Consider the following 26,045-nt stretch of genomic DNA (forward strand, 5'->3'; position numbering starts at 1 on the left):
CGCGGCCGCGGGGGGGCCCCGGGGGCGCCCCCGCCGGGGGCGGGGGCGGGGCCCGGGGCGGGGGGGGGGGGGGGGGGGGCCCGCCCCGCGACGGCGCGGTGGGTCAGTGCACGCTGACGGTGGCGCCGGGGAGCAGGCCGCGCAGCTCCTCGGGCAGCTCGGCGCCCATCTCGTCGGCGATGCGCAGCGCCTCCTCGATCAGGGTCTCCACGATCTGCGCCTCGGGCACGGTCTTGACGACCTTGCCCTTGACGAAGATCTGGCCCTTGCCGTTGCCGGAGGCCACCCCGAGGTCGGCCTCGCGGGCCTCGCCCGGGCCGTTCACGACGCAGCCCATCACGGCGACCCGCAGCGGCACCGGCAGCCCCTCCAGGCCGGCGGTGACCTCCTCGGCCAGCTTGTAGACGTCGACCTGGGCTCGGCCGCAGGACGGGCAGGAGACGATCTCCAGGCCCCGCTCGCGCAGCCCGAGCGACTCCAGGATCTGGTTGCCGACCTTGATCTCCTCCACCGGCGGGGCCGACAGGGAGACCCGGATCGTGTCGCCGATCCCCTCGGCCAGCAGCGCGCCGAAGGCGACCGCCGACTTGATGGTGCCCTGGAAGGCCGGGCCGGCCTCGGTGACGCCGAGGTGCAGCGGGTAGTCGCACTTCTCGGCGAGCTGGCGGTACGCCCGGATCATCACCACCGGGTCGTTGTGCTTGACCGAGATCTTGATGTCGCGGAAGCCGTGCTCCTCGAACAGCGAGCACTCCCACAGCGCCGACTCGACGAGCGCCTCGGCGGTGGCCTTGCCGTACTTGGCGAGCAGCCGCTTGTCCAGCGAGCCGGCGTTGACGCCGATCCGGATGGGCACGCCCGCGTCGCCGGCCGCCTTGGCGATCTCCTTGACCTTGTCGTCGAACTGGCGGATGTTGCCCGGGTTGACCCGGACCGCCGCGCAGCCGGCGTCGATCGCGGCGAAGACGTACTTCGGCTGGAAGTGGATGTCGGCGATCACCGGGATCTGCGACTTCCTCGCGATCGCGGGCAGCGCCTCCACGTCGTCCTGGCTGGGCACGGCGACCCGGACGATCTGGCAGCCGGACGCGGTCAGCTCGGCGATCTGCTGGAGTGTGGCGTTGACGTCGGAGGTGAGGGTGGTGGTCATCGACTGCACCGACACCGGCGCGCCCCCACCGACCGGCACCGGACCGACCATGATCTGGCGGCTGACCCGGCGCGGGGCGAGCGGCGGGGGCGGCACGGCGGGGATACCGAGACTGACAGCGGTCACTTCAGGCACTCACCTTGAGAAGAGCGTGATCGGGTTGACGACGTCCGCGGTGATGGTCAGCAGCGTGAACACGCCACCGATCAGGATCACCGCGTACGTGAGGGGCATGAGCTTGAGGTAGTCGACGCGCCCGGGGTCGGCGCGGCCGATGCGGGCGTAGAGCCAGGACCGGGCCCGCTCGAACCAGGCGATGGCGATGTGCCCGCCGTCGAGCGGCAGCAGCGGCAGCAGGTTGAACACGCCGATGAAGAAGTTCAGCGCGACGAACAGCATGAAGAACCCGATCCAGGCCTTGTTCTCCACGAACTCGCCGCCGAGCCGGCTGGCGCCGACCACGCTGATCGGGGTGTCGATGTCCCGCTCGCCGCCGGTGATCGCCGTCCAGAGGGCCGGCACCTTCTCCGGGATGCGCTTCATCGCCTCGAAGGTGTTCACCGCCATGTCGCCGGTGAAGTCGGCGGTCGCGCCGACCGCGCCGACCGGCCCGTACGTCACCCGCAGCGGGGTGCTGGGCACGAGGCCCACGCCGAGCGCGGCGACCGCGGCGACCTGGCCCCTCGGGTCGTCGAGCGGGGGCCGCTGGGTCTGCGCGAGCACCGTGCTCGTCGTGGCCGGCTGGCCGTCGCGGACGTACGCGATCTGCGCCGTGTCGCCCGGCTTGAGGGCGCGCAGGGTGGTGAGCAGCTGCCCGTAGTCGTTGATCGGCGTGCCGTTGATCCCGGTGATCCGGTCGCCGTCGCGCAGCTGCGCCTGGGCGGCGGGGCTGGCGGGATCGGCGGTGGTGCACTCGCGCAGGGTGTTCTCCGGGACCACGCACTTCGACAGCTGGATGACCGCCGGCTCCTTGCGGATCTCGGCCTCGGTGCTGGGGAACTGCGGGTTGGGCAGGCCGACGCTGACCGCCATGATCCAGAGTGCGACCACGGCGAGGGCGAAGTGGGTGATCGAGCCGGCGGACATCACGATCGTCCGCTTCCACACCGGGAACCGCCACATCGCGCGCGGCTCGTCGGCCGGGTCGACGTCGTCGTCCTGGGGGGTCATCCCGACGATCTTGCAGAAGCCGCCGAGCGGGATGCCCTTGACGCCGTACTCGGTCTCGCCCCGCTTGAAGGACCAGAGGGTGGGGCCGAATCCGACGAAGTACTTGGTGACCTTCATCCCGAACGCCTTGGCGGTGAGCATGTGTCCCGCCTCGTGCAGGCTCACCGAGATGAGGATCGCGAGGGCGAAGAGCACCACCCCGAGCAGGTACGCCATCAAGCTCCTTCCACCGAACCCGCGATGATGATCTCCTGCGCGTGCGCGCGCGCCCACGACTCCGCCGCGAGCACGTCCTCGACGGTACCTGGTTCGTCGAAGTCGGGAGCGTCCTCCAGCACCCGTCGGAGGGTGTCGACGATGCCGAGGAAGGGCAGCCGGCCGGCCACGAAGGCGGCCACGCACTCCTCGTTCGCCGCGTTGTAGATCGCCGGCCGGCAGCGGCCGGCCTCGCCGGCGGCCTTGGCCAGCGCGACGGCCGGGAACGCCTCGTCGTCCAGCGGCGCGAACTCCCAGGTGTGTGCCCTGGTCCAGTCGACGGCGGCGGCGGCGTCGGGCACCCGGTCGGGCCAGCCGAGACCGAGCGCGATCGGCAGCCGCATGTCCGGCGGGCTGGCCTGGGCGAGGGTGGAGCCGTCGGTGAACTCGACCATCGAGTGGATCACCGACTGCGGGTGCACCATCACGGCGATGTCGGCGTACGGCACGTCGAACAGCTCGTGCGCCTCGATCACCTCCAGCGCCTTGTTGACCATCGAGGCGGAGTTGATCGTGACGACCGGCCCCATGTTCCAGGTCGGGTGGGCGAGCGCCTGCTCGGGCGTGACCTGCGTCAACTCGTCGCGGCGCCGGCCCCGAAACGGGCCGCCGCTGGCGGTGACGACCAGCCGCCGCACCTCGCCCCGGCCACCGCCGCGCAGGCACTGCGCCAGCGCCGAGTGCTCCGAGTCGACGGGGACGATCTGCTCCGGCCGTGTCACCGCCGCCCTGACCAGGGAGCCGCCGGCCACGAGCGACTCCTTGTTGGCGAGCGCGAGCGTACGCCCGGCGCGCAGCGCGGCCAGCGTCGGCGCGAGCCCGAGCGAGCCGACCACCGCGTTGAGCACGACGTCGCAGGGCCACTGCGCCAGCTCGGCCATCGCGTCCGGGCCGGCCACGATCTTGGGAAGCTTGAAGTCGCCGGTGGCCCAGCCGCGCCGGCTCGCCTCGGCGTAGAAGGCGAGCTGGAGGTCCTGCGCGGCGGACGCCTTCGCCACGCCGACCGCGTCGACGCGCAGTTCGAGGGCCTGGGCCGCGAGCAGCTCGACGTTGCCGCCACCGGCGCCGAGCGCCACCACCCGGAACCGGTCCGGGTTGCGCCGCACGATGTCGATGGCCTGTGTGCCGACCGAACCGGTGGAGCCGAGCAGGACGAGTTCCCGGGGCGAAGTCACCGGGCCATTCTTCCCCACCGTCGCTGTGCCCCCGCTGGGAGCCTCAACCCTCGGCGTCGGCCTGCCCCTCCGGCGCTTCCTCGTCTCCCTCGGGCGCCTCCTCGTCGAGGAGGTCGGCCGGGTCGACGGCGAACGCGAACGGCTTCCTCATGACGAACCGGGTACCTGCGGCGGCGGCCGCCACCGGCCGGTACTCCCCCTCGACGAGCTCGAACAACGCGATGGTGGGCACCCGGTTCCGCAGATCGACGCGGAGGAAGAACGGCACGCCAGCGGTGGCGTACTCCCGCGGCCGGTCGATGACGTCCTTGCGACGGTTGCCAGGCGACACGATCTCACCGAGCAGCACGGCGTGCCCGATGTCCATCGTCGTCCGCCCGCCACCCGGCACGTCGAGAATGACGATGTCCGGGATGAAGAGGTCGTCGCCCGAGACGACGTTCGCCTCGAGGTAGAGCCACAGCTTGGCCCGGCGGGCCGCCTGCTTGAGAAAGGTACGCGAGATCCAACTCCGCGTCCTGATGGTCATAACCGGCAGGTGGCGTCACGATCACGCTTCCGCTCAGGACCTCAACCTTGGGGCCGTTGGTCTCCGGCAACAGGTCGAGGGCGAGCTGGGCGGTCCACGGCTCGTCGCGCCACCTCAGCACGTCGAACGACGGCTCGGTGGGCTGCGGCGCGGGTTCGGGCGCGAAAGCCGCCTCGGCCATCCGGGCTCACCCCCTCAGCGGACATTCTGCGCAGTCCAGCCTAGCCGCCGCAGCCCCCGCCGCACGGGATCGCACGCCTGGTCCGACGCCGGACACGCGCAGGCGATCGACGGGCCCGCCACTCGACCAGTCGACGCCGTCAGCGGTGTTCCGGCACCGCCATGCCGACGGCGGTGAACGGCTCGGTGAGCAGCTGGTACTGCTCGCCGGTCAAGTTGCTTCGGGCCTGAATGGCGCGGGCCACGCTGCCCGTGACAACTATGGCGTCCGAGAACAGGTCCGGCGAGTGGGCGTCGAGGTCCGCCAGCCGCGCCCGCAACCCCGACCGCACCGCGTTGTCGATCTCCGAGTTCTGTGCGGCGGAGACCCTGACAGCGTCGCGTGCCGCCCGACCGCCCTGCGGATGCAGATCGAGCAGACGTTCCCACGCCTGCGCGAGGGCCTTGGGCGGCAGCACCACGGCCTGCTGCACGAACCGCCGGGTCTCCTCGTCGAGCACCGTCATCCGTAACCCCTCGCAAATCTCTCGGAAGCTCGGTGAGGGTAGCCCGGCGATCCGACAGGATCCTGGGCGGTCAGGTGGCGACGGAACCCGGAACAGTGCGCCGGATCCGCCCGCAGGAAACTTTCAGTACATCGATGACTGTGGTTGACTTCCGTCATGCGAAGAGGTCTCGTCTGGCTGGCGGCCCTGCTGGTCGCCGCTCCCCTGCTCGTCAGCCCGGGCGTGGCCCAGGCTGCCACCGCCACCCCCTCGCTGGTCATCGCCAGCGACTTCCCCGACCCCGACGTCGTCAAGTTCGGCAGCACCTACTACGCGTACTCGACGAACAACGGCCACGGCAACGTCCCGGTCGCCACGGCCAGCTCACTGACCGGAGCGTGGACCAGGCGGGCCGACGCGATGCCGACCCTCGGCGCCTGGGCCAACGGGGGCCTGACCTGGGCGCCCGACGTGTCACAGCGGGCCGACGGGCGCTACCTGCTCTACTACACCGCCCGCAGCCGGGCCACCGGCCGGCAGTGCCTCGGCGCCGCGCTGGCCACGTCGCCGCTCGGGCCGTTCACCTCCGTCGGCACCGGACCGCTGGTCTGCAACGCCGGCGAGGGCGGCGACATCGACGCGGCGAGCTTCACCGACAGCACCGGCCTGCGTTACCTGCTCTACAAGGACGACGGCAACGCCATCGGCCAGCCGACGAGCCTCTGGCTGCAACGGGTCGCGGCCGACGGGGTGACCCTCCAGGGCGCCCGGGTGGAGCTGCTGCGCAGCGGTCGCGCCGAGGAGGCGGGCATCATCGAGGCGCCGGTGCTGACCAAGGTCGGCGCGCAGTACGTGCTGTTCTACTCCCTCGGCGGTTACGGCGGCGACGGCTACCAGACCAGCTACGCCACGTCGACCTCGCTGACCGGCCCGTACACGAAGGCGTACCGCTCGCTGATGACCACGGCGTCGCTGGACTCTGCCGTGCGGGGGCCGGGCGGCGCGGACGTGGTCCGCGAGGCCGGCGGCGACCACATCGTCTTCCACGGCTGGATCAACAACTACTCCGCCCGCGGCATGTACGTGGCGGCGCTGGGCTGGGCCGGCGGCAACCCCGTGGTGCGGGGCAGCCGGGTGCGCTACGAGGCCGAGCGCGGCGCGCTCAACCACTGCGGGGTGCGCGCCGCCCCGAACACGTCGCAGGGCCAGGTGGTGGCGTACATCGACTACGCGGACAGCTGGGTCGAGGTGACCGTCTTCGCGCCCCGGGCCGGCGGGTACCGCGCCCACGTGGCCTACGCGGCCGGATACGGCGACGCCCAGCACACGCTGACGGTCAACGGCGCGAACCCGAAGGTCGTCACCTACCCCAACACGGGCTGGGACGTCTGGCGGCAGGTGGGCGTCGACGTCACGCTCAACGCGGGCTTCAACACGCTCCGGTTCACCCACCTGAGCCGCTGGGCGGAACTCGACTTCGTCGAGGTGGCGTAACCGGCTGCCCCGCCCGCCCCGGCCCCGGCCGGCCTCGGCTGGGCGGCCGGCCGCCCGAGCCCGCCGGCTCCCCGAGATCTTGGTAGGAAACGGCCCCTGGAGGGGCGCTCTCTTACCAAGATCTCGGTCCGGCGGGACGGCCTCACCGACCGCTTCATCACCTGGGTCCGGGCGCGGTGACCCCACCGGTCAGCACGAAGGTCTCCAGTTCCTCGCCGCCGTACCAGTCCGTGCGGCGGCCGACGTGGGTCATACCGAGGCGGCGGGCCACCGCCATGGACGCCTCGTTGCCCGGCGCCACCACCGCGTAGACCTCCCGGGTGCCGGTCGCCAACTCCCGGGCCACCAGGGCGCGGGCCGCCTCGGTGGCGTACCCGTGGCCCCACGAGTCGGGGTGCAGGTGCCAGCCCACCTCGATGTCCTCGGTCAGCGTGCCCTCGTCCCGCCCGGGCAGCGGCTTGAGCAGCACCGTGCCGGCGACCACGCCGGTGTCGCGGACCTCGATCGCCCAGGTGCCGTACCGGCCGCCGTGCCCCGCGTGCCGCTCCCGCCACATCGCGAGCCGGTCGGCGGCCTGCGCCGGGTCGGTCAGCGGCAGGCCGGGCGCGCCCAGCCAGCGGGTGACCTCGGGCCGGGAGTAGATGTCGAAGATCCTGGCCAGGTCGGCCGGGCCCACGGTCCACTCCCGCAGCACCAGGCGCTGGGTGGTGAGAACGCTCATGGCCCGTGATCATAATGAGTGACGCGGGGCGGTACGGGGAAAGAAGCCGCGATGGGCGGCGGATGGCAACGGGCGAAGCGGGTCACCAGTGCGGCGTTCCGCCCGCTGCGGGGCCGGGACCTGTCCCTGCACGCCGCCGCCATCACCTTCTACGGGGCGATCGCGGTGGTGCCGGTGGCCCTGCTGGCGATCTGGCTGACCTCGCTGCTGGCGGGCGCCGAGCAGGTACGCCGGCTCACCTCGCACGCCGTGGAGACGCTGCCGGACGCGATCGGCGCGCCCCACGCGGTGCAGGCGCTCGTCGAGGCCGGGGTGGGCCTGACCCCGCTGCTGGCGCTGGCGTCGCTGCTGCCGGCGTCGCTCTACGGCGAGGGGCTGCGCCGCGCCTTCGTCTCGGTCGCCGTGCCGCGCAGCGAGGAGTCGCTGGTCGGCTGGCGGGGCCGGCTGCTGCTGCTGCCGCTGCTGGCGCCGGCCCCGGCCCTGCTGCTGTCGATCCTGCTGGCGCTGCCCACGACCACCGGCCTGGTCCGGCAGGGCGGCTGGACCGGCGCGCTGGGGGTGGTGCTGTCGTTCCTGGCGGTCTGGCTGGTGCTCACCCCGGTGCTGCTCTGGCTGTTCCGGGTGGTCGGCCCGGCGTCGCCGGACTGGCTCTCCGCGCTGGGCGTCGGGTCGTTCACCGCGGCGAACCTCTCCGGCTTCCTGCACGGCTTCGTGCTCTTCGCCTCGCTCCCGATCGACCTGGGGGTGCCCTTCGGGGGCTTCGACGAAATCGGCGCGGGGGTGGCGGTCCTGCTCTGGCTCTACCTCTTCCACGTGATCGTGCTGGCCGGCTACTCCGCCACCCTCGCCCTCTCCGCCTGGCGCGCCCGCCGCGCCGCCCCCCCGCCCGCCGACCGGGCGACGTAGAGGTCTCCGCCGGCCGTGCCGGTGATGTTGTCCACCCCGGTCAGCGGCGCGGCGCCCGCCGGCACCAGCGAGTCGTCGTAGGCCAGGTCGAAGCGCTGGTTCACCGCGTCGTACGCCCACACCCGGTTGGCGCCCTTGGTGGTGAACCAGCAGGTGCCCCGGTCGCACCAGCAGCCCTCGCCGCCGTCGAAGTGCCGTGCGGCGCCGACCTGCCGGCGGGTCGGCACCGGAAAGCCGTCCCGGTCCGGCAGGTCCGATGCCCCGTCGACGCCAGGGCCGACGGGGCATCGACGGAAGCCTCTATTTGGTGAACTCGGCGTGACGGGTCTCCGGGGCCGCCGGCTCAGGCTCGGCGGACTCGTGCAGGCCGAAGCGGCGGTGGAAGCGGGCGAGCGGGGCGGGAGCCCACCAGTTCCAGTGGCCGAGCAACCGCATCGTGGCCGGCACCAGCAGCGCCCGGACCAGCGTCGCGTCCACCACGATCGCCACGATCATGCCGATCCCGATGAGCTTGATGTACGCCATCTCGCCGGTGGCGAAGCCGGCCACCACGATGATCAGCAGGAGCGCGGCGGCGGTGATGATCCGCCCGGTGTGCTGGAGCCCGGCCGCCACCGAGGCGGTGTTGTCGCCCGTGCGGTCCCACTCCTCGCGTACCCGGGAGAGCAGGAACACCTCGTAGTCGGTGGCCAGCCCGAAGAGCACGGCGAGCATGAGGATCGGGTTGCTGGGCTCGATGAACCCGGTCGGGGTGAAGCCGAGCAGGTCGGCGAAGTGACCGTCCTGGAAGATCCAGACCACCACCCCGAACGACGCGCCGATCGACACCAGGTTCATCAGCACCGCCTTGACCGGCAGCACCAGCGAGCCGAAGGCGAGGAACAGCAGCACCAGGGTCGCGGCGGCCATCAGCAGGGCCATCCAGGGCAGCCGGTCGCCGAGGCCGTCGATCAGGTCGAGGTCGACGGCGGGCCGGCCGCCGACGAGCACCTGGGCGCCGTCCGGCGCGGGCAGGTCGCGCAGCGCCCGGACCACGTCCTGCGCGGTGTCGCCGGCCGGCTCGCCCGGGTAGGTCACGGTCAGCAGCGTCGACGTGCCCCGGTTGGCCGCCACCTGCACCCCGGTCACGCCGGGCACGGCGGCCACCCGGTCGGCGAAGGGCTGCGCCTGTTCCGGAGACGCCCCGGAGACCAGCACGTCGATCGGCGAGATCGTGCCGCCGGCGAACTCCGCGGCGACCCGCTCGGAGACGACCCGGGGCTCGGCGTCCGGGGGCAGCACCCGGTCGTCGAACCCGCCGAAGGAGACCCCCAGGAACGGCGCGGCCAGCACCGCGAGCAGCACGGTCACCCCGACCAGGTAGCGCACCGGGCGGCGCATCACGCTGTGCGCGATGCGGGCCCAGGCGCCGCCCGTCTCCCCCGCCGTCGGCCGCCCGCCGCGCGCCCCACGCCGCCACGGCAGCGGTACGCGCAGCGCGTCGATCCGACGGCCGAGCACCGCGAGCAGGGCCGGCAGCACGGTCAGCGCCGCCAGCATGGCGACCAGCACGGCGGCGATCCCGCCGAGGCCCATCGAGCGCAGGAACGCCTGAGGGAAGATCAGCAGGCTGGCCATGGCGAGCGCGATGGTGAGCCCGGAGACCAGCACCGTACGCCCCGCCGTGAGCATGGTGCGCCGGATCGCGGCGGGGGTGTCGTGGCCGGCCGCCAGCTCCTCGCGGAACCGGCTGACCACGAAGAGGGAGTAGTCGACCGCCATGCCCAGGCCGATCAGGGTGATGACGTTGATGGCGAAGACCGACACGTCGGTGACCAGGGTGACCAGCCGGACGGTGACGAACGCGCCGAGGATGGCCAGCCCGCCGATCAGCAGGGGCGTCGACGCGGCCACCAGCCCGCCGAAGATCAGCACGAGCAGCACCAGCAGCACCGGCATGGAGAGCAGTTCCGCGCGGGTGATGTCCTTGGTCGTCTGGGTGTTCGACTCGTGCAGGGCAGCCGTCGCGCCGCCGACCTCGGTCCGTACGCCGGGCGCGTCGAGGGCCGGCCGCAGCTCCTCGTACGCGGCGGTCTTGTCGTCCTTGTCAGCGGCCCGGAGCTGGATCAGCGCGTAGGTGGCCCGGCGGTCTGTGGAGAGCAGCGCGGGGGCCTGCGTGTCGTACCAGGTGGTGACGCTGGTGATCTCGGAACGCGCGCGCAGCCCCGTGACGGTGGCCGTGACCGGGTCGCGGAAGGCCGGCTGGTCGACGGACGCCGTGTCGCTGGACCAGAGCACCACCAGGTCTGCGCCCTGCGGCCCCAGCTCGCGGTCGATCCGTTCGGCGGCCCGGCTGGACTCGCTGGCCGGGTCGTCGAAGCCACCCCCGGTCAGTTGCCCGAAGACACCCGCCCCCCAGGTCGATCCGACAGCGACCAGCACCAGGGCGGCGGCCAGCACCGCCCAGCGCAGCCGCACCACCATGTGTCCCCACCAGGCGAACATTCGCCTCTCCCTCCACAGATGGCTAAGCTGCTACCATCGCTAATTTCAGTGAACGCCGTTAACTATCGCAACGGTGTTTCCTCTGGTCAAGGTGGTTGTCGATGGCCGCACCCACTCGGCGGGAACGCCTGCGCACGGCGACCGTCGCCGAGATCAAGGACGGGGCACGCCGTCTGCTGGTGACGGGTGGGATCGACGCGATCTCGCTGCGGGCCATCGCCCGCGACATGGGCATGACGGCGCCGGCCATCTACCGCTACTTCCCGAGCCTGGAGGCGCTGGTCGCGGACCTCGCCGCCGACCTCTACAACGAGCTGCGGCTGCGGCTGGAGGCGGCTGGGGACGACGCCGGGGGCGAGCCGGTCGCGCGGTTGCTGGCCATGTCCCGGGCGTTCCGCGCCTGGTCGCTGGCGCACCCCGCCGAGTTCGGGCTGATCTTCGGCGCCCCCGTCCCGGGACGGACCGCCTTCGTCGGCGGCCACGCCACCCCGGACCACCCCGGCGCCCGCCTCGGCGCGGTCTTCATCCAGCCGATCCTCGACCTGTGGCGCCGCTCCCCCTTCCGCACCCCGCCCGGCGAACTGCTCCGGCGGCACCTGGACGGGCGGCTGGAGCCGCTGCGGCTCAGCCACGGCGAGGTGCCGATCGAGGTCGCGTACGCCTTCCTCTCGGGCTGGACCCGCCTCTACGGGCTGGTCGCCATGGAGGTCTTCCACCAGTTCGACTGGGCGGTCACCGAGGCCGAGGCGCTGTTCGAGCTGGAACTGGAGACGTTCGCCGCCCAACTGCTGGCCGGCCCGCCCCCGGACGACAGCCCGCCGTCCTGACCTCGCTGGCGTCCGGCTACCGCCCCCGCGCCCGGGTCCGCTCCCGGTGCCCGGCGCGGTCGGGGCGCCCGATGTGGCTGCCCTCGCGTCGGGACTCACCGAGCCAGAGGTGCGGCGCGTGGTGGCGGACCGCCGATACCGCCAGGGGCACGTCGGCAGCCTCGAGACGGAGACGGTGGCGCAGGTGGGGCAGCCCGGGGCGGAACGGCGCCTCCTCGCGCACCAGTGTCCACAGCACCGGGTCGTCGCGGTCGATGTGGCCCGTAGGGTACAGCTCCAGGGAGTGGAAACTGGCCTTGTGCCCGTGGCTCGTGAACAGGCCGACGCCGGCGAGACTGTGCCACGGGATGACGTTCCGCCGGTCCCCCTTGTCGAACCACAGGCCAATGTGGTCGACGAGGATCCTCGTCCGCCGTTGCCGCCAGGACACCACGAAGAGCAGGACACCCGGCACACCGAGCGCCGCCAGGGTGCCCGCCGCGACGAGCCCCGCCACAGGTGACCGTGGCTGATGGCTTCCGCCGACGACCGCGACAGCCGCGACGAGGCCGCCGATCCCGGCCAGGACGAGGAACAGGGAGAGCGGCAGGCCGACCCGGGCACGGCGCCGTCCGGTGGGTAGCACCGTGGCGTTCGGGGCGGGGGTGGGCGCGCTGAAGGGTGCTGCCATGGCAGGCAAGCCTAGGCCGACCGGCGGCGGAAGGGCCGACCGGCGGCGGAAGGGCTGACCGGCGGGACCTGTGGGCGCTAGGCTCCACCGGCATGGGTGACGAGCTGCCGCCCCGGGCCGACGTGGTGATCGTCGGCGCCGGGCACAACGGTCTGGTGTCCGCGATCCTGCTCGCCCGCGCCGGGCTCGACGTGCTGGTGCTGGAGGCGGCGGACGTCATCGGCGGGGCCACCCGCACCGAGGCGCCGTTCCCGAAGGTGCCGGGGCTGCGCCACTCCACCGGGTCGTACCTGCTCGGGCTGATGCCGCCGGAACTGCTCGCCACGCTGGACGTGCGCATCCCCGTGCTGCGCCGCGACCCGCACTACTTCCTGCCCACCCCCGGCGGCCCCGGCTCGCCGTACCTGCTCTTCGGCAGCGACACGGCGGCCACCCGCGCGCAGCTCGCCGAGTTCTTCTCCCCCGCCGACGTGGCCGCCGACGACGCCCTCCAGGCCGAGCTGGCCGCGCTGCGTGACGACCTCGCCCCGGCCTGGCTGGCCGAGCCGCTGCCCGTCGAGGAGACCGCCGAGCGGTACGTCCGGCCGGCGCTGCGGCAGGTCTTCGTCGACCTCGTCCGCGGCTCCGTCGCCGACCACCTGGCCCGCTTCGACTTCCGCTCCGAGCTCCTGATGAGCATGTACGCGGTCACCGACGGCCTCTCCGGGCTCAACGCCGGCCCCGACGACCCGGGCACCGGGCACAACTTCCTCGTCCACAACATGTGCCGGCTGCCCGGCTCCGACGGCACGTGGATGATCGCCGAGGGCGGGATGGGCACCGTGTCGCGTACGTTCGCCGACGCCGCCCGGACCGCCGGCGCGACGATCCGCACCGGCACGCCGGTGCATGCGATCACCCTGGACGGCGGCGCGGCCAGCGGGGTCGTACTCGCCGACGGGCGGGAGATCGGCGCGCGGGTGGTGCTCGGCGCGTGCGACCCGTACCGGCTGATGGACCTGCTGCCCGACGGCGCGCTCCCGGCGCCGCTGGCCGAGCGGATGGCGGCGGTCCGCCGGCCCGGCACCACGCTCAAGCTCAACCTGGCGCTGACCGGGCTGCCCCGCTTCTCCTGCCTGCCCCGGGGCTCCCCGAGCCCGTTCGGCTCGACCATCCACCTGCTGCCCGGCTCGGAGTCCCTGACCGGCGGGGGCGGCGAGTCGCCGATGGCGGCGCTGCGCGCCATGTGGGCGGACGTGCAGGCGGGTCGGCTGCCCGCCGAGCCGACCATCGAGTGGTACCTGCACACCACCGTGGACCCGTCGCTGTCCGACGGCCGGGGGCACCACTCGTCGGCGCTCTTCGTGCAGTCGGTGCCGTACGAGCTGGCCGGCACCACCTGGGGCGAGGCGCTGCCCGGCTACGTCGACCGCCTGATCGGCATCTGCGAGCGGTACGCCCCGGGCACCGCCGACCTGATCGCCGACGCCGTGCCGCTGCCGCCGCCCGGCATCGAGGCGCACTTCGGCATCACCGGCGGGCACATCCACCACGTCGACAACACGGTCTCGTTCACCGACCGGATGCCGTACGCCACCGGGGTCGACGGCGTCTACGCGGGCAGCGCCGGCTGCCACCCGGCCGGCAGCGTCATCGGCGCCGCCGGCCACAACGCCGCCCGCCGCGTCCTCACCGACCTCGGCCGCTGACCTCGCCGCCGGCCTCGGCGGGGGGCAGGTCGCCGGGACGGTGAATGAGGGAGAGACCGAGGAGCAGCAGGTAGAGCAGAAGGCTGAGGACCGCGTTGACGAAGACGAAGGCGAAGGCGATCAGGTAGAGCAGTGGGCGCAGCAGCAGGCGCCGCGCCACCGCACGGGCCAGCCGGGGATCCAGATCGGGGTGGAGCAGCCTTCGCCGCCGTGCCCACCACCAGCTCAGGTTGAAGAAGATCGACTCGCCGAGCACGGTGCCGAAGTAGAGTGCGGCGGTCAACCGCTGCTCGGTCGACCCGCCGCGCAGGTTGTCCGACAGCAGGTCGGCGGTGAACGGGATCGCGGCCACGAAGAGCAGCACGAGCAGGTTGAACACCAGCAGCAGCTGATCTACCCGGACCACGTACCGCCACATGTTGTGGTGGCCGAGCCAGATCTGGCCGGCGATGCCGAAGGTGATCACATACGCCAGGTAGGACGGCCAGGCGTGGGCGAGGGCGTCGGGAAGCTCCCTCCCACCGGCCCTCGCCGGGCCGTTCTGGAGCAGTTCGACGGCCATCACCGTCAGCACGACCGCGAAGACGCCGTCGCTGAACGTCTCCACCCGGGAGGCGTCCCGGACCATCTCCCGGTCACGTCGGTACCGGTAGCCGCTCTTGCGCACTCCCTCGGCCACGTCACCCCCTCGTCGACCTGATGGTCACCCGGCGGGGGCGGCGGGCGCGGGGAAATCGCCGTTAGCTGGCCGCCTCGCCCGCCGGGGCGGGGGTCTGCTGCTCGCCGGCCCGGTGTGCCCGGACCTTGTGCCCGACGCTGGTCAGGCACCGGCCGCTGGCCAGGTCGAACCTCCAGCCGTGCAGTTGGCAGGTGAGCTGGTCGCCCTCGACGATGCCGAACCGGGTCAGGTCCGCCTTCAGGTGCGGGCAGCGCCGCTGCACCACCCAGTCACCGAGGGTGATGTCCTCGGCGTCAGTGCTCCGCTCGTGCTCGTCGTACCAGCCCTCGGCGTACTGGAGCCGCTCCGTGGAGAGGCACTTGAAGAACGCGTAGACGAACTCGTTGTACTGGCCGATCCGGGCCGCCGAGAAGCGGCAGGAGAGGAAGAGGGAGTTGACCCAGTCCACCTCGCCGATGTGCAGCAGGTGCTCGATCAACGCCCGCTCGGTGCGGAACCGGTAGCGGACCTTCTCGTCGGCGTACGGCCGGACCTGCTTGCCCGGGAAGTCCACCACGATCGACTCGACGCTCTCGCCGTCGTAGCTGACCAGGTCGAAGCGGACCGGGCCGCCGACCCCCTTGGCCAGGTAGATCGACTCCTCAAGCAGGGGCTCGATCCGGCGCTGCATCTCCTTGAGCACGTCCACCTCGGGGTGCCGCCAGGACGCCTTCTCGGCCTCGATGACCGGCCGCTTGCGCTCGCGCATCTCCTCCAGGTGGGCCACCTTGTTGGCGAAGAACTCCTCCACGGGCACCGGGTGTGTCGTGCTGGCTCCGGAGGTGGTGATCTCCGCGACGCTGCCCGGGAGCAGCACGACGCCGTTGGTGCCGCCGACCTTGGCGTACTCGCTCAGGAAGACCGACTGGTCGGGGAAGATGTTGCCCTCGTCGCCGTGGATGTCGTTGAACTGCCACAGCTCGTCGTCGAGGAAGCAGGGCGGGCCGGCGATCGGGAAGACGTGGTCGGCCTTCAGGTCGTCGATGTAGCGCCAGGTGCGGTCGAACTGCCGGTCGCGCTTCTGCTTGCCGAACGCCGTCTTCGCCGCCTGCGGCAGCTCGTAGACCATCGGGTACCAGATCGCACCGGAGAACTGGAGCATGTGCGCGTGCACGTGGCCCAGCTCGGCGAAGGCACTCAGGTCGGTGGGACGGGCGTCGTTCTGGTTGAGCAGCCGCACCCCGTCGTACTCCACCCACAGCGACGAGTCGCCGATCGGGCCGTCGGTCGGGCTGGTCAGCGCCTGAATCATGATCTTCAGGCCGCCGTCCAGCTCCACGACCTGCTCGTTCGGCGCCTTCAGGAACTTGGTGAAGCCCAGCTCCCGCAGCTCGTCCTCCATCTCGGAGGTGGGGAACGCGGGCAGCAGCACGGTGGCGTCCTTCGACACGAAGCGCTTCAGGTGCGCCGCGTCGAAGTGGTCCCGGTGCAGGTGCGACACGTAGAGATAGTCGACGTCGCCGAGGGCCTCCCAGTCGAGCAGGGAGTTGTCCGGAAACGGGAACCATGAGGCGAAATAGGCCGGATTGACCCACGGGTCGCACAGGATGCTGCCCGCGGCCGTGTCGATCCGCATGCTGGCGTGCCCCGTACCGGTCACTCGCACCGCAGTTCCCCCTCAAAACGACAAACAAGGTGTACGCCAGAAACGCTACCGGAGGGAGTCTGGCGACCTACCCGCGACGCCGGTAGTGCCGATGCGCCCGGGTCGAGCCGGGCCCTTGGTCCCGGCCACCTGCCCGACGCCGGGCACCGTGCCGAAGTCCCGGCCGGCCCTCGTACGTACCCCGGGCCGACGCCCGCCGCGCCCGTGCGGATCGTGCGGTCCGCCCCATCGGTCGGACCCAGCGCCGGGCCCGGCACGAGGCGTGCCAGACTAACCGGAGATCCGATCGCGAGGGAAGGACCGACAGTGGCAGGAAGCGAGCCGGTAACGTCGCCAGACCAGCACAAGCCCGGGCACCGCAAGTCCGGGCGGATCGGCGCGGTGGTCTCCGCGCTGGCCCTGCTGGCGATGCTCTGCGGCAACCACGAGGGCAGGGTCGAGAACATCTGGCTGATCGGCCTGGCCGTGCTGCTGCTGCTCATCGTCATCGGCGACACCGTGCTGCGGCGCAACGGCCTGCGGTCCTGACCGCACCCGCGTCAGCCGGCGTCGCACCGGTCCGCGCGCCGGAGGCCACACGCACGAGGGCCCGCCCCCGACCGGGGAGCGGGCCCTCGCCGTACGCGGATCAGCGGCCGAACAGGATGTCCTGCACGTCCTTGAGCGCGGCGTCGACCTCGGCCTCGAAGTAGCCACCGGGCACCAGCCCGAAGCGCAGCGTGTCCAGCTCCTTCGGGTTCACCGGCATCGGGTTGCGCCCCTGCATGCCGCCCAGCAGCGTGTCGAAGAACCGGTCGACCTGGTCGGGGTCGTACCCGCTGCCGAACCGGCGCACCTGGAAGCTGCGACGGATCTGGTCGACGCGGTAGAGGTCGCTGCCGGGCGGGCCGGCCATCGGCGGGCCGACCATCGGCGGCGGGCCACCGACGGGTGGGCCACCGACGGGTGGGCCAGCGACCGGCGGACCACCCACCGGCGGACCGGCGTGCGGTGGGCCGCCGAAGCCCGGCTGCGGCTGCGGAGGCGGCCCGGCCGGGCCCCGGCCCCGCATGTCACGCGGGTCCCGCTCAGGCATCCGGATCTCGGCGGTCATGTCGGCGCGAGCGCGCCGGCCGGCCTCGAACCCGTCGAAACGCGGCTCGTCCCCATAGCCACCGGGACCGTCGCCGTAGCCGCCCGGGCGATCGCCGTAGCCGCCAGGACCATCACCGTAGCCACCGCCGGGGCCGTCACCGTAGCCACCGCCCGGACCGTCGCCGTACTTGCCGGGGCCGTCGCCGTAGCCACCGCCGGGGCCGTCACCGTAGTTGCCGGGGCGGTCGCCGTAGTTGCCGGGACCATCGCCGTAGTTGCCGGGACCGTCGCCGTAGCCGCTGGGGCCGGCGGGCAGGCCGCGCGGCGGCGGAGCGCCGTGGCCCATCGGGGCGCCCGGTCCCATCGGGCCGGGTCCGCCGGGGCCACCGGGGCCGCGCGGCGGTTCGTAGCCGCCCCGCGGGGCGTCGTAGCCACCGGCGAAGGCACCGGTGGGCTCGTCGTAGCGGCCGTAGCGGTCGCCGGGCGGACCGGCCTGTGCCGGCATCGGCCGGGGCGGCATCGGCTGCGGGACCGGCGACATGCCACGGTCGTCGCGCACCGGGGGGCCCATGCGGTCGGGCGGGCCCATGCGGTCGGGCGGGCCCATGCGGTCCGGAGGACCCATCCGGTCGGGCGGACCCATGCGGTCGGGCGGACCGAGGCGGTCGGCGTCGCGGGGGTCGCCGCCGCGGCCGCCGGCGCCACCGCGCTCCTCCAGCTCGGCCAGCTGCCGCTCGACCCGGTCGAGGTGCAGGTCGACCTGCCACTCGTCGTAGCCGTTGAAGCGGACCCGGAAGACGACGTCGTGGACCTCCTGGGAGGCGACGGGGGCGCCCACCGGCCGGCCGTCGAGCGTCGCCTCGACCCGGTCCAGGAAGGCGTCGACCTCGTCGACCTTGTATCCCCGGCGGAGCGCCTTACGCCGGAAACGCTGACCCTGACTCGCCACTATGTCTCCTGGTCTCGTTCGCTACGCCCGGTCACGCCTTCTCCCCGGCCCGGTCGGTGTCGGTGTCAATGTCCTCGGCGGCGGCGAGTTGCCCGCACGCTCCGTCGATCTCGCGACCCCGGGTGTCCCGCACGGTCGTCGACACCCCGGCCTCGCGCAGCCGCCGGACGAACTCCCGCTCGACCGGCTTGGGGCTGGCGTCCCAACGGCTGCCCGGAGTCGGGTTGAGGGGGATGAGGTTCACGTGGGTCAGCTTCCCGGCCAGCAGCCGCCCGAGCAGATCGGCTCTCCACGGCTGGTCGTTCACGTCTCTGATCATGGCGTACTCGATCGACACCCGACGCCCCGTGCGGGCCGCGTAGTCCCACGCCGCGTCCAGCACCTCGGACACCTTCCAGCGCTGGTTGACCGGCACGAGTTCGTCGCGCAGCTCATCATCGGGGGCGTGCAGCGACAACGCAAGGGTCACCGAGAGGTCTTCGCTGGCCAGTCGGCGGATGGCCGGGACCAGGCCCACCGTGGAGACCGTGATGTGGCGCTGCGACAGCCCGAGCCCCTCGGGCGCCGGGGCGACCAGCCGGCGGATCGCCGCGACCACTCGGGAGTAGTTGGCCAGCGGCTCGCCCATGCCCATGAAGACCACGTGCGACAGGCGCGGCGGCGAACCCGCCACCGCTCCGGAGGCGGCCACCCCGGCCAGGTAGACCGCCTGGTCGACGATCTCGGCGGTGGAGAGGTTGCGGGTCAGCCCCGCCTGCCCGGTGGCGCAGAACGGGCAGGCCATGCCGCAGCCGGCCTGGCTGGAGATGCAGACGGTGACGCGGTCCGGGTAACCCATCAGCACGCTCTCCACCAGCGAGCCGTCGTGCAGCCGCCAGAGCGCCTTGCGGGTCGCGCCGTCGTCGCAGGCCAGCTCGCGGACCGGGGTGAGCAGCCGGGGCAGGAGCTGGTCGGCGAGCTTCTCCCGGGTGGCGGCCGGCAGGTCGGTCATCTGCCCCGGGTCGCGCACCAGCCGACCGAAGTAGTGGGTGGAGACCTGCTTGGCGCGGAACGCCGGCTCCCCCAGCTCGGCGACCAGGGCGCGGCGGCCGGCGAGGTCGAGATCGGCGAGGTGACGGGGAGGCATCGCGGGCCGCCGCCCGGGGGCGTCGGGGTCTGCGGGAATCAGGGGCAAGCTCGTCATGGCGCGTCCAGTCTGTCACGCCGGACGGCCGACACACCTGTCCGGAGGTGCCGAATCGCCCCCCGCCGCCCGGGCGGGACCACTGACGACGGGTGATTCACGCCTCACTCCAGCACCGGGACGAAGACCGCCAGGAGCAGGTACGCGGTCGGCAGCGCGAAGAGGATCGAGTCCAACCGGTCCATCAGGCCGCCGTGCCCGGGGAGCAGGTTGCTCATGTCCTTCACCCCGAGATCCCGCTTGATCATGGACTCGGCGAGGTCACCGAGGACGGCGGCGCCGGAGATCGCCAACCCGAAGAGCGCGCCCCACCACGGGGCCACGTCGAGGAGCAGCCAGAGCAGCAGGGCACTGCCCAGCGCCGCGGCGGTGACCGAGCCGGCGAAGCCCTCCCAGGACTTCTTCGGGCTGATCGAGGGGGCCATCGGATGCTTGCCGAAGCTGACGCCGGCGGCGTACCCGCCGGTGTCGGAGAGGACCACCGCGGCCAGCGTCACCAGCACCCGCAGGTCGCCGTCCTCGGGCACCGCCGCCAGCAGCGCGGCGAAGCCGCCGAGGAACGGCACGTACACGGCGATGAGGGTGGCGGCGGTCAGGTCACGCTGGAAGCCGCCCGGCCCGTCGCCGAGCCGCCAGACCATGGTGCCCAGCACGGTCACCAGCAGGCCGAGGCTGAGCGCGTCGGGGCCGGAGAACCAGGCCAGCCCGATGGTGAGCACCCCGCCGGCGATCAGCGGCACCAGCGGCGGGTGTGCGCCGCTGCGGCGTACCGCCCGGGCCATCTCCCACATGCCGATGGCGACCGCCGCGGCCACCACCACCAGGAAGGCGGTCCGGTAGAAGAACAGCGGCACCACGATCAGGGCGCCGAGGCCCACGCCGACGGCAACGGCTGCCGGCAGGTTGCGCCCGGCCCGGCTCGGAACGGGCTGCTGGGTCGGGGGCCGGTCGGCGCCGGCCCGGCGCCGACCGCGCTGCCGGCGGCCCGGAGGCGGCACGGGCTCCGGCTCCGGCTCGACGTCCCGGACCGGTTCGAGCTGGGTGGTCGGGTAATCCGAGTCGTCGGGACGGTCGCGTTGGCCGTTCATCGCCGCCGGTTCACCGGCCGCCGCCACGTCGGCGTGCGGGCGGGAGCGGGCCGGCGCCTCGGCGTACGCGTCGGGGAGCACGGCGGGACGGCGGTCCCACCGACCCGGATCGATCTCGGGCTCCGGCCAGGGGAGGGCGGGCGCCGGGGCGGGAGCGGGCGCGTCGGGGCGGTCCCAGCCGCGGGGCTCGGCGCTGCCGTGGGGATCGAGGTGGGACATCACGCACCGAGCGGGACCGGTACGAGATCCACCAGCTGACGCACAACCACAACCATTCCCCTACCCGCGCGACTGTTCCGTCCGGTTGACCCGCCCGACGGCCGGCCGATTCCCACCATTCACCGCAGGGTGCCGGGAATCCTGCCGAGCCTACTGCACCCGCCGATCCCTCACGTCCGACCGGCCCCGTGCCGGCCCGCCGACGACGGTGGCACCGGGCCCGCTGCCCGGGATCGGGCGGTGGAGCGCCGGTGCCACGACGTCGTCGTCGCCGGTGGAGTGCCGGCGCACGGTTCACACCTCGAGAAGCTCGCTCTCCTTGTGCTTGACCAGGTCGTCGACGGCGGCGACGAAGCGCTGGGTCAGGTCGTCGAGTTCCTTCTCGGCGCGGCGGCCGTCGTCCTCGCCGACCTCGCCGTCCTTGACGAGCCGGTCCAGCTCCTCCTTGCCCTTGCGGCGGATGTTGCGGATGGCCACCTTGGCCTCCTCACCCTTGTGCCGGGCGACCTTGATCATCTCTCGGCGGCGCTCCTCGGTCATCTGCGGGAGCAGGATGCGGAGCTGGTTGCCCTCGTTGTTCGGGTTGGCGCCGAGGTCGGAGTCGCGGATCGCCTTCTCCATGGCGTTGATCTGCGAGTTGTCGTACGGCTTGATGATCACCATGCGCGGCTCGGGAACCCCGATGGACGCCATCTGGGGCAGCGGCGTGGGGCTGCCGTAGTAGTCGATGATGATCTTGGAGAACATGGCGGCGTTGGCGCGACCGGTGCGGATCGCGCCGAACTCCTCCTTGGCGTGCTCGATCGCACGCTCCATCTTCTCCTCGGCCTCGAGGAGGGTGTCGTCGATCACCGGTCTCCTCGCCTCCTTCTGTGCTCGTCGTGGGCTTGTCGTGTCGGAGGGACCGCTGAGGTCGGGTCGGACCGCTCAGGCGGTGATCAGGGTGCCGATCTTGTCGCCACCCACGGCCCGGATGATGGTGTCGTCGCCCTGCGCGCCGAAGACCAGCATCGGCAGGCCGTTCTCCATGCACAGGCTGAACGCGGCGGCGTCGGCGACCCGCAGGTTACGCCGCAGCACCTCGGAGAAGGTGATCGAGTCGAACTTGCTGGCGGTCGGGTCGATCCGCGGGTCGGCGGTGTAGACGCCGTCCACGCCGTTCTTGCTCATCAGCACCACGTCGGCACGGATCTCCAGGGCCCGCTGGGCAGCCACGGTGTCGGTGGAGAAGTACGGCATGCCGGCGCCCGCGCCGAAGATCACCACGCGGCCCTTCTCCAGGTGCCGGATGGCGCGCAGCGGGATGTACGGCTCGGCGACCTGGGCCATCGTGATCGCGCTCTGCACGCGCGTCTCGATGCCCTCCTTCTCCAGGAAGTCCTGCAACGCGAGGCAGTTCATCACGGTGCCGAGCATGCCCATGTAGTCGGCCCGGGCGCGGTCCATGCCGCGCTTCTGCAACTCCGCGCCCCGGAAGAAGTTGCCGCCGCCGACCACCACCGAGACCTGCACGCCGCGGCGGACCACGGTGGCGATCTGCCGGGCGATGGCCTGCACGACGTCCGGGTCCACCCCGATCGCGCCCCCGCCGAACACCTCACCGGAGAGCTTCAGCACCACCCGGCGGGCCCGACCGGGGGGTGGCGCCGTCGGATCGTCCGCCGCCAGACTCCGGTCACTCACAACCTGCGTCATCCGCCCCGCCCTTCCCCATGCGCACGTCCCGTACGCCGCGTACCGCGAAACTGCCGTAGCCGACCCTATGTGACGAGGAGGCCGCGGTGCCTGTCACGTACACCGGCGGCCTCCTCGTCGACGTTCCCTGCCCGCAGGGCGCAGAGCGCCCGGGGCGGCTCAGGCCTGGCCGACCTCGAACCGCACGAAGCGGGTGACCTCGATGCCGGCATCGGCCAGCAGCTGCTTCACCGACTTCTTGTTGTCGGCGACCGACGCCTGCTCGAGCAGGACGTAGTCCTTGAAGAACGCGTTCACCCGACCCTCGACGATCTTCGGCAGGGCCGCCTCGGGCTTGTTCTCCTCGCGGGCGGTCTGCTCGGCGATGCGCCGCTCGGACTCGACGACGTCGGCCGGCACCTCGTCCCGGGTGAGGAACTTCGGCCGCATGGCGGCGATCTGCATCGCCACGCCCCGGGCGTCCGAGTCGGACGCCTCGTCGCCGGCCGTGCTGGTGTACTGCACGAGCACGCCGACCGCCGGGGGCAGGTCCTGGCTCTTGCGGTGCAGGTAGACGGCGGTGGTGCCGTCGAGCTTGGCGAACCGGTTGAGGACGAGCTTCTCGCCGATCTTGGCGGACTGCTCCTGCACCAGGTCGGCGACGGTCTTGCCGTCCAGCTCGGTGGCGAGCAGCTCCTCGGCGGTGCCGACGCCGCTGCGCTCGCCGTGCTCCACCAGCTGCTGAGCCAGCTCGATGAACGCGTCGGTCTTGGCGACGAAGTCGGTCTCGCAGTTGAGTTCGAGCAGCGCCTTGCCGGAGTGGGCGATCAGACCGTTGGCGGCCGTACGGCCGGCCCGCTTGCCGACGTCCTTGGCGCCCTTGACGCGCAGGATCTCGACGGCCTTGTCGAAGTCGCCCTCGGCCTCGGTCAGCGCCTTCTTGCAGTCCATCATGCCGGCGCCGGTGAGGTCGCGGAGCTTCTTGACGTCCGCGGCGGTGAAGTTGGACATGGCTCTCTCTTCGGTGTTGAGACTGCGGGTGGGTTGGTCCTGGTGCCGGTTACCCGGATCCGGGCGCGACGTGCCCGGCGTACCTGCCGCTCCCCGCCGCCCGGGAGACCGGGCGGCGGGGAGGCGGCGGTGCGGTCACTCCGCGGCGGCGGTCGCCGGCTGCTCGACCGGCTGGGCCTGCGGGGCCTGCTCAGCCTGCTCGGCCTGCTCAGCCTGCGGGGCCTGCTCGACCGGCTGGGCCTGCTCGGCCTGCGGGGCCTGCTCGTCGGCCTTCTTCGGCTCCTCGAGCAGCTCGCGCTCCCACTCGGCCAGCGGCTCGTCGGAGGCGACGCCCGGCTCCGGCTTCTCGTCGCTACCGCGACGACGGCCGGAACGGGCGATCAGGCCGTCGGCGACGGCGGCGGCCACGACCTTGGTCAGCAGCTCGGCCGAGCGGATCGCGTCGTCGTTGCCCGGGATCGGGAAGTCGACCTCGTCCGGGTCGCAGTTGGTGTCGAGCACCGCGATGACCGGGATGCCCAGCTTGCGGGCCTCGTCGACGGCGATGTGCTCCTTCTTGGTGTCGACCACCCAGATCGCGGCCGGGAGCTTCTGCATGTCCCGCAGACCGCCGAGCGTGCGGGTCAGCTTGATCTTCTCGCGGGAGAGCTGCAGGGTCTCCTTCTTGGTGTACCCGGCGGCGGTGCCGCTCAGGTCACCCAGGGCCTCAAGCTCCTTCATCCGCTGGAGCCGCTTGTAGACCGTCTGGAAGTTGGTCAGCATGCCGCCGAGCCAGCGGTGGTTGACGTAGGGCTGACCGACCCGGGTCGCCTGCTCGGCGATGGCCTCCTGGGCCTGCTTCTTGGTGCCGACGAAGAGGATGCTGCCACCCTCGGCGACGGTCCCGCGCACGAACGCGTAGGCCTTCTCGATGTAGTCGAGGGTCTGGCGCAGGTCGATGATGTAGATACCGTTGCGCTCGGTGAAGATGAAGCGCTTCATCTTCGGGTTCCAGCGCCGGGTCTGGTGCCCGAAGTGGACACCGCTCTCCAGCAGCTGACGCATGGTCACGACGGCCATGGTGGGGTACTCCTCGTGGTCCCTGGTTGTCCCGCCCGACCAGGCGGCCGGGCGTCCTGGCGCCCGGTCGGCGGCCATGGCGGGCCCGACCAAGATCGGGACCAGGGAGGCCGTCGCCCCACGACGACTCGTGGAGAGGGCGCGCGAGGTCGACCGCGCGAGGCGGTCGCCAGTCGACCAGTGTACGCCCCTTCCCCGCCCCCGATGCCTCGGGTGCGGGGAAGGGGTCGGAACGCCCATTTCCGGCACTCGGCGCGCCCGCCCCGGCCGGGGCCAGCCGTCAGGCGGGGCGCTCCTGACGGTCGAGGGTCAGCGGACCGCGAGCGCGGCGGCGACGAAGAGCACCAGGCCCACGGTCAGGTACGCCGTCGGCGGACGCAGCCAGCCCCGGTTCCCCTCCGCGAGCGACAGCCCGCCGGTGCGCAGCCCGTACAGGCCGATCGCGAAGATCGGCAGGCCGCAGACCAGGAAGATCCCCACCACGACGTCAGCCGTCGAGACCGGGTCGCCGGTCACGCCGTTGAGCAGCACCCGCATCGCGGGCACCTCGAACACCAGGACCAGCAGGGTGAAGAGCGCGGCCAGCGCCGGCCGCCGCGTCCGGTAGACCCCGTCGCCCGCCGGCGTTCCCGGAAGCGGGGCGACCACCGACGGGTACGCCGGCAGCTCCCCTGGCGCGAGGTCACCGCGGGGCGCGATCGGCGGCATCGGCCCGGTCGGCATCTCCAGCGGGTGCGGGGGCTCGACCGGCCGGACGGGCTCGTCGACCGGCGTCTCCGCCGCGCTCGCGGCCTCGGCCACCCGACCGGGCGCGACGATCGGGTAGCCGCCCAGCGGGGCCGGGCGGGCCGGCTCCGCGGTCCGCTCGACGGGTCCCGCCCCGGCCAGCGCGTCGACGCCCGACGTCGACAGCGCGTCGCGGGCCTCCCTCGACTCCCGGGCGGCGCGCCGGCCCGGGCGGTCGCCGGGCAGTTCCCCGGAGACGTCCGGGTCCGACTCGGCCCGGCGCGAGCGGCTCGTCCGGTATCCCTCGGTCTCCGACCGGGCCTCCCCGAGCGGCGGCACCGCCGCGAAGCGCCCCGAATCGGCCTCGCCGAACCTCCCGGGCTCCGATCCCGTGGCGGGGAACCGGCCCGAATCCTCGGGGCCGGTGACGGCGAACCGGCCGGAATCCTCCGGTCCCGGCACGACGAACCGGCTCGGGTCCTCCCGTCCCGTGGCCGCGAACCGGCCCGAGTCCTCCGACCCGCCGAAGCGGCCCCGGTCGGTGTCGACGGCCGCGAAACGCCCCGAGTCGGGCTCGACGGCGCCGAACCGGCCGGAGTCGGGCTCGACAGCGCCGAACCGGCCCGAGTCGGGCTCGACGGCCGCGAAGCGCCCGGAGTCGGGCTCCGCCGACGTGCCGAAGCGTCCTGGTTCGCCGCGTCGGGTTCCCGTGGAGTCACCGTAGCGGCCGTCCTCGGCGGACCGGCGCTGCTCGGGGGCGTTCAGGTCGTCGTCCCGGTACCGGCTCTCGGCCGGACCGCGCCAGTCCGCCTCCCCGTAGCCGCTCTCACGGTCACGGTCACGGTCGCGGTCGGCCGGATACCAGCGCGACTCCTGATCTTCGACAAAGTTCCGTCGTCCGTCCACGTCCGGCACGGTATGCGACCGGCTCCACGGGCGCCATTCGCCCCCGGGACATCCGCGCCACCGGGAGCACCGGTCACCCGCCGCCGCTGGCCGGGGAC

General features: G+C 72.7%; 23 protein-coding genes and 1 pseudogene. 5 read left to right on the forward strand and 19 right to left on the reverse strand.

Translation table 11 applies throughout. From position 1 onward, the window contains the following. Nucleotides 1-103 precede the first annotated feature (103 nt). From ispG to ACLQ20_RS27035, 5 genes are all read right to left on the reverse strand, one after another. Nucleotides 104-1,276, reverse strand: a complete 1,173-nt coding sequence (gene ispG / locus ACLQ20_RS27015) for a flavodoxin-dependent (E)-4-hydroxy-3-methylbut-2-enyl-diphosphate synthase (RefSeq protein WP_089001519.1) — start codon at nt 1,274-1,276, stop codon at nt 104-106. A gap of 9 nt (nt 1,277-1,285) precedes the next feature. Further along, complete coding sequence (locus tag ACLQ20_RS27020; RefSeq protein ID WP_151456565.1) at nt 1,286-2,536, reverse strand: M50 family metallopeptidase; 1,251 nt, start codon at nt 2,534-2,536, stop codon at nt 1,286-1,288. Then, nucleotides 2,536-3,750 carry a 1-deoxy-D-xylulose-5-phosphate reductoisomerase gene (gene dxr / locus ACLQ20_RS27025; protein ID WP_151456566.1) on the reverse strand — a complete coding sequence of 405 codons (1,215 nt, stop codon included), beginning with the start codon at nt 3,748-3,750 and terminating at the stop codon, nt 2,536-2,538. Before dxr ends, ACLQ20_RS27020 begins: the two co-directional genes overlap by 1 nt. 43 nt (nt 3,751-3,793) lie before the next feature. After that, nucleotides 3,794-4,279 (reverse strand): Uma2 family endonuclease, encoded by a 486-nt coding sequence (locus ACLQ20_RS27030; protein ID WP_425858008.1) that lies wholly within the window; start codon nt 4,277-4,279, stop codon nt 3,794-3,796. A gap of 320 nt (nt 4,280-4,599) precedes the next feature. After that, entirely contained in the window at nt 4,600-4,965 is a 366-nt protein-coding gene (locus ACLQ20_RS27035) for a hypothetical protein (RefSeq protein WP_425858009.1), read from the reverse strand. Nucleotides 4,966-5,121: 156 nt separating this feature from the next. Between ACLQ20_RS27035 and ACLQ20_RS27040 the strand changes: the two genes are divergently transcribed. Continuing rightward, nucleotides 5,122-6,438 carry a family 43 glycosylhydrolase gene (locus ACLQ20_RS27040; RefSeq protein WP_151456569.1) on the forward strand — a complete coding sequence of 439 codons (1,317 nt, stop codon included), beginning with the start codon at nt 5,122-5,124 and terminating at the stop codon, nt 6,436-6,438. A gap of 157 nt (nt 6,439-6,595) precedes the next feature. On the opposite strand, the gene ACLQ20_RS27045 is transcribed toward ACLQ20_RS27040, so the two are convergent. Next, a complete protein-coding gene (locus ACLQ20_RS27045) occupies nt 6,596-7,159 on the reverse strand; it encodes a GNAT family N-acetyltransferase (protein ID WP_151456570.1) in 564 nt (187 codons plus the stop codon). Between the two features lie 51 nt (nt 7,160-7,210). Here ACLQ20_RS27045 and ACLQ20_RS27050 point away from each other — a divergent pair, with 51 nt between their 5' ends. Beyond that, on the forward strand, nt 7,211-8,065 hold the full coding sequence (locus ACLQ20_RS27050) for a YhjD/YihY/BrkB family envelope integrity protein (protein WP_425858010.1): 855 nt from the start codon (nt 7,211-7,213) through the stop codon (nt 8,063-8,065). Here ACLQ20_RS27050 and ACLQ20_RS27055 read toward each other — a convergent pair. Both ACLQ20_RS27055 and ACLQ20_RS27060 read right to left on the reverse strand, forming a co-directional pair. Next, a pseudogene (locus ACLQ20_RS27055) lies at nt 8,044-8,316 on the reverse strand (translocation protein TolB); the annotation flags it as partial. The gene ACLQ20_RS27050 and the pseudogene ACLQ20_RS27055 overlap by 22 nt on opposite strands. A 49-nt stretch (nt 8,317-8,365) precedes the next feature. Further along, nucleotides 8,366-10,549, reverse strand: a complete 2,184-nt coding sequence (locus ACLQ20_RS27060) for an MMPL family transporter (RefSeq protein ID WP_151456828.1) — start codon at nt 10,547-10,549, stop codon at nt 8,366-8,368. 101 nt (nt 10,550-10,650) lie between these two features. On the opposite strand from ACLQ20_RS27060, the gene ACLQ20_RS27065 reads away from it, so the two are divergent. After that, complete coding sequence (locus tag ACLQ20_RS27065) at nt 10,651-11,376, forward strand: TetR/AcrR family transcriptional regulator (protein WP_151456829.1); 726 nt, start codon at nt 10,651-10,653, stop codon at nt 11,374-11,376. A 16-nt stretch (nt 11,377-11,392) separates the two neighbouring features. Here ACLQ20_RS27065 and ACLQ20_RS27070 read toward each other — a convergent pair whose 3' ends face one another. Then, nucleotides 11,393-12,046 carry a hypothetical protein gene (locus tag ACLQ20_RS27070; protein ID WP_151456830.1) on the reverse strand — a complete coding sequence of 218 codons (654 nt, stop codon included), beginning with the start codon at nt 12,044-12,046 and terminating at the stop codon, nt 11,393-11,395. A 92-nt stretch (nt 12,047-12,138) separates the two neighbouring features. On the opposite strand from ACLQ20_RS27070, the gene ACLQ20_RS27075 reads away from it, so the two are divergent. After that, nucleotides 12,139-13,734: a phytoene desaturase family protein gene (locus ACLQ20_RS27075; RefSeq protein ID WP_425858011.1), complete on the forward strand. Its 1,596-nt coding sequence runs from the start codon at nt 12,139-12,141 to the stop codon at nt 13,732-13,734. Here ACLQ20_RS27075 and ACLQ20_RS27080 read toward each other — a convergent pair. Next, nucleotides 13,715-14,362 carry a TMEM175 family protein gene (locus ACLQ20_RS27080; RefSeq protein WP_151456833.1) on the reverse strand — a complete coding sequence of 216 codons (648 nt, stop codon included), beginning with the start codon at nt 14,360-14,362 and terminating at the stop codon, nt 13,715-13,717. The two genes, ACLQ20_RS27075 and ACLQ20_RS27080, sit on opposite strands and share 20 nt — an antisense overlap. Before the next feature lie 112 nt (nt 14,363-14,474). Beyond that, complete coding sequence (locus ACLQ20_RS27085) at nt 14,475-16,058, reverse strand: Rieske 2Fe-2S domain-containing protein (protein WP_425858012.1); 1,584 nt, start codon at nt 16,056-16,058, stop codon at nt 14,475-14,477. 306 nt (nt 16,059-16,364) lie between these two features. On the opposite strand from ACLQ20_RS27085, the gene ACLQ20_RS27090 reads away from it, so the two are divergent. After that, nucleotides 16,365-16,586 carry a DUF2631 domain-containing protein gene (locus ACLQ20_RS27090; RefSeq protein WP_121396083.1) on the forward strand — a complete coding sequence of 74 codons (222 nt, stop codon included), beginning with the start codon at nt 16,365-16,367 and terminating at the stop codon, nt 16,584-16,586. A gap of 100 nt (nt 16,587-16,686) precedes the next feature. On the opposite strand, the gene ACLQ20_RS27095 is transcribed toward ACLQ20_RS27090, so the two are convergent. From ACLQ20_RS27095 to ACLQ20_RS27130, 8 genes are all read right to left on the reverse strand, one after another. Further along, nucleotides 16,687-18,081 (reverse strand): DivIVA domain-containing protein, encoded by a 1,395-nt coding sequence (locus ACLQ20_RS27095; RefSeq protein ID WP_425858013.1) that lies wholly within the window; start codon nt 18,079-18,081, stop codon nt 16,687-16,689. A 31-nt stretch (nt 18,082-18,112) separates the two neighbouring features. Beyond that, nucleotides 18,113-19,264, reverse strand: coding sequence for a 23S rRNA (adenine(2503)-C(2))-methyltransferase RlmN (rlmN, locus tag ACLQ20_RS27100; protein WP_132232738.1), 1,152 nt, complete (start codon nt 19,262-19,264; stop codon nt 18,113-18,115). Nucleotides 19,265-19,368: 104 nt separating this feature from the next. Then, nucleotides 19,369-20,571: a phosphatidate cytidylyltransferase gene (locus ACLQ20_RS27105; RefSeq protein WP_327030781.1), complete on the reverse strand. Its 1,203-nt coding sequence runs from the start codon at nt 20,569-20,571 to the stop codon at nt 19,369-19,371. 294 nt (nt 20,572-20,865) lie between these two features. Beyond that, on the reverse strand, nt 20,866-21,423 hold the full coding sequence (gene frr / locus ACLQ20_RS27110) for a ribosome recycling factor (RefSeq protein ID WP_151456851.1): 558 nt from the start codon (nt 21,421-21,423) through the stop codon (nt 20,866-20,868). 75 nt (nt 21,424-21,498) lie between these two features. After that, nucleotides 21,499-22,266, reverse strand: coding sequence for a UMP kinase (pyrH, locus tag ACLQ20_RS27115; RefSeq protein WP_089001535.1), 768 nt, complete (start codon nt 22,264-22,266; stop codon nt 21,499-21,501). 159 nt (nt 22,267-22,425) lie between these two features. Continuing rightward, on the reverse strand, nt 22,426-23,256 hold the full coding sequence (gene tsf / locus ACLQ20_RS27120) for a translation elongation factor Ts (protein ID WP_151456852.1): 831 nt from the start codon (nt 23,254-23,256) through the stop codon (nt 22,426-22,428). Nucleotides 23,257-23,391: 135 nt separating this feature from the next. Further along, on the reverse strand, nt 23,392-24,315 hold the full coding sequence (gene rpsB / locus ACLQ20_RS27125; protein WP_425858014.1) for a 30S ribosomal protein S2: 924 nt from the start codon (nt 24,313-24,315) through the stop codon (nt 23,392-23,394). Nucleotides 24,316-24,624: 309 nt separating this feature from the next. Next, nucleotides 24,625-25,947 carry a hypothetical protein gene (locus ACLQ20_RS27130; RefSeq protein WP_425858015.1) on the reverse strand — a complete coding sequence of 441 codons (1,323 nt, stop codon included), beginning with the start codon at nt 25,945-25,947 and terminating at the stop codon, nt 24,625-24,627. Nucleotides 25,948-26,045 lie beyond the last annotated feature (98 nt).

The organism is Micromonospora sp. DT46 (genome assembly GCF_049841735.1).
GTDB lineage: Bacteria > Actinomycetota > Actinomycetes > Mycobacteriales > Micromonosporaceae > Micromonospora > Micromonospora reichwaldensis.